Raw genomic sequence first — 247 nt, 5'->3', positions numbered from 1 at the left:
TCGGGAGCGGGAGCGCGGCAAAGGCACGGCGGATCTGCTGCTGCAGCCCTGACGTTTGTTCGCGCGTCAGCCATTTGTTATCACTGGTACGCGCCGCAATCGCATCCAGTTGTTGCTGTAAAACTCCCGCAGCGACGTCGCTCATCTCCTGGCTCCACTGCTGCCAGAGGATGTTCAGATGATGGTGGAAACGTTGGGTTTCCGCCCATTCAGTGCCGTGAAGGCGTACAACTTTATCATCAGAAAG

The 247-nt window shown here is 57.1% G+C and carries 1 pseudogene; it reads right to left on the bottom strand.

The annotated features are described in order from the left end of the window. Positions 1-247 (bottom strand): annotated as a pseudogene (gene helD, locus FDX22_RS23920) (DNA helicase IV); the annotation flags it as partial.

The sequence above is a fragment of the Citrobacter sp. TBCS-14 genome, from assembly GCF_005280805.1.
GTDB classification, from domain to species: Bacteria; Pseudomonadota; Gammaproteobacteria; order Enterobacterales; family Enterobacteriaceae; genus Citrobacter; species Citrobacter gillenii.
Note: the sequence above shows the minus strand (reverse complement) of the source record. Positions and strands in the feature narration are given on the sequence as shown.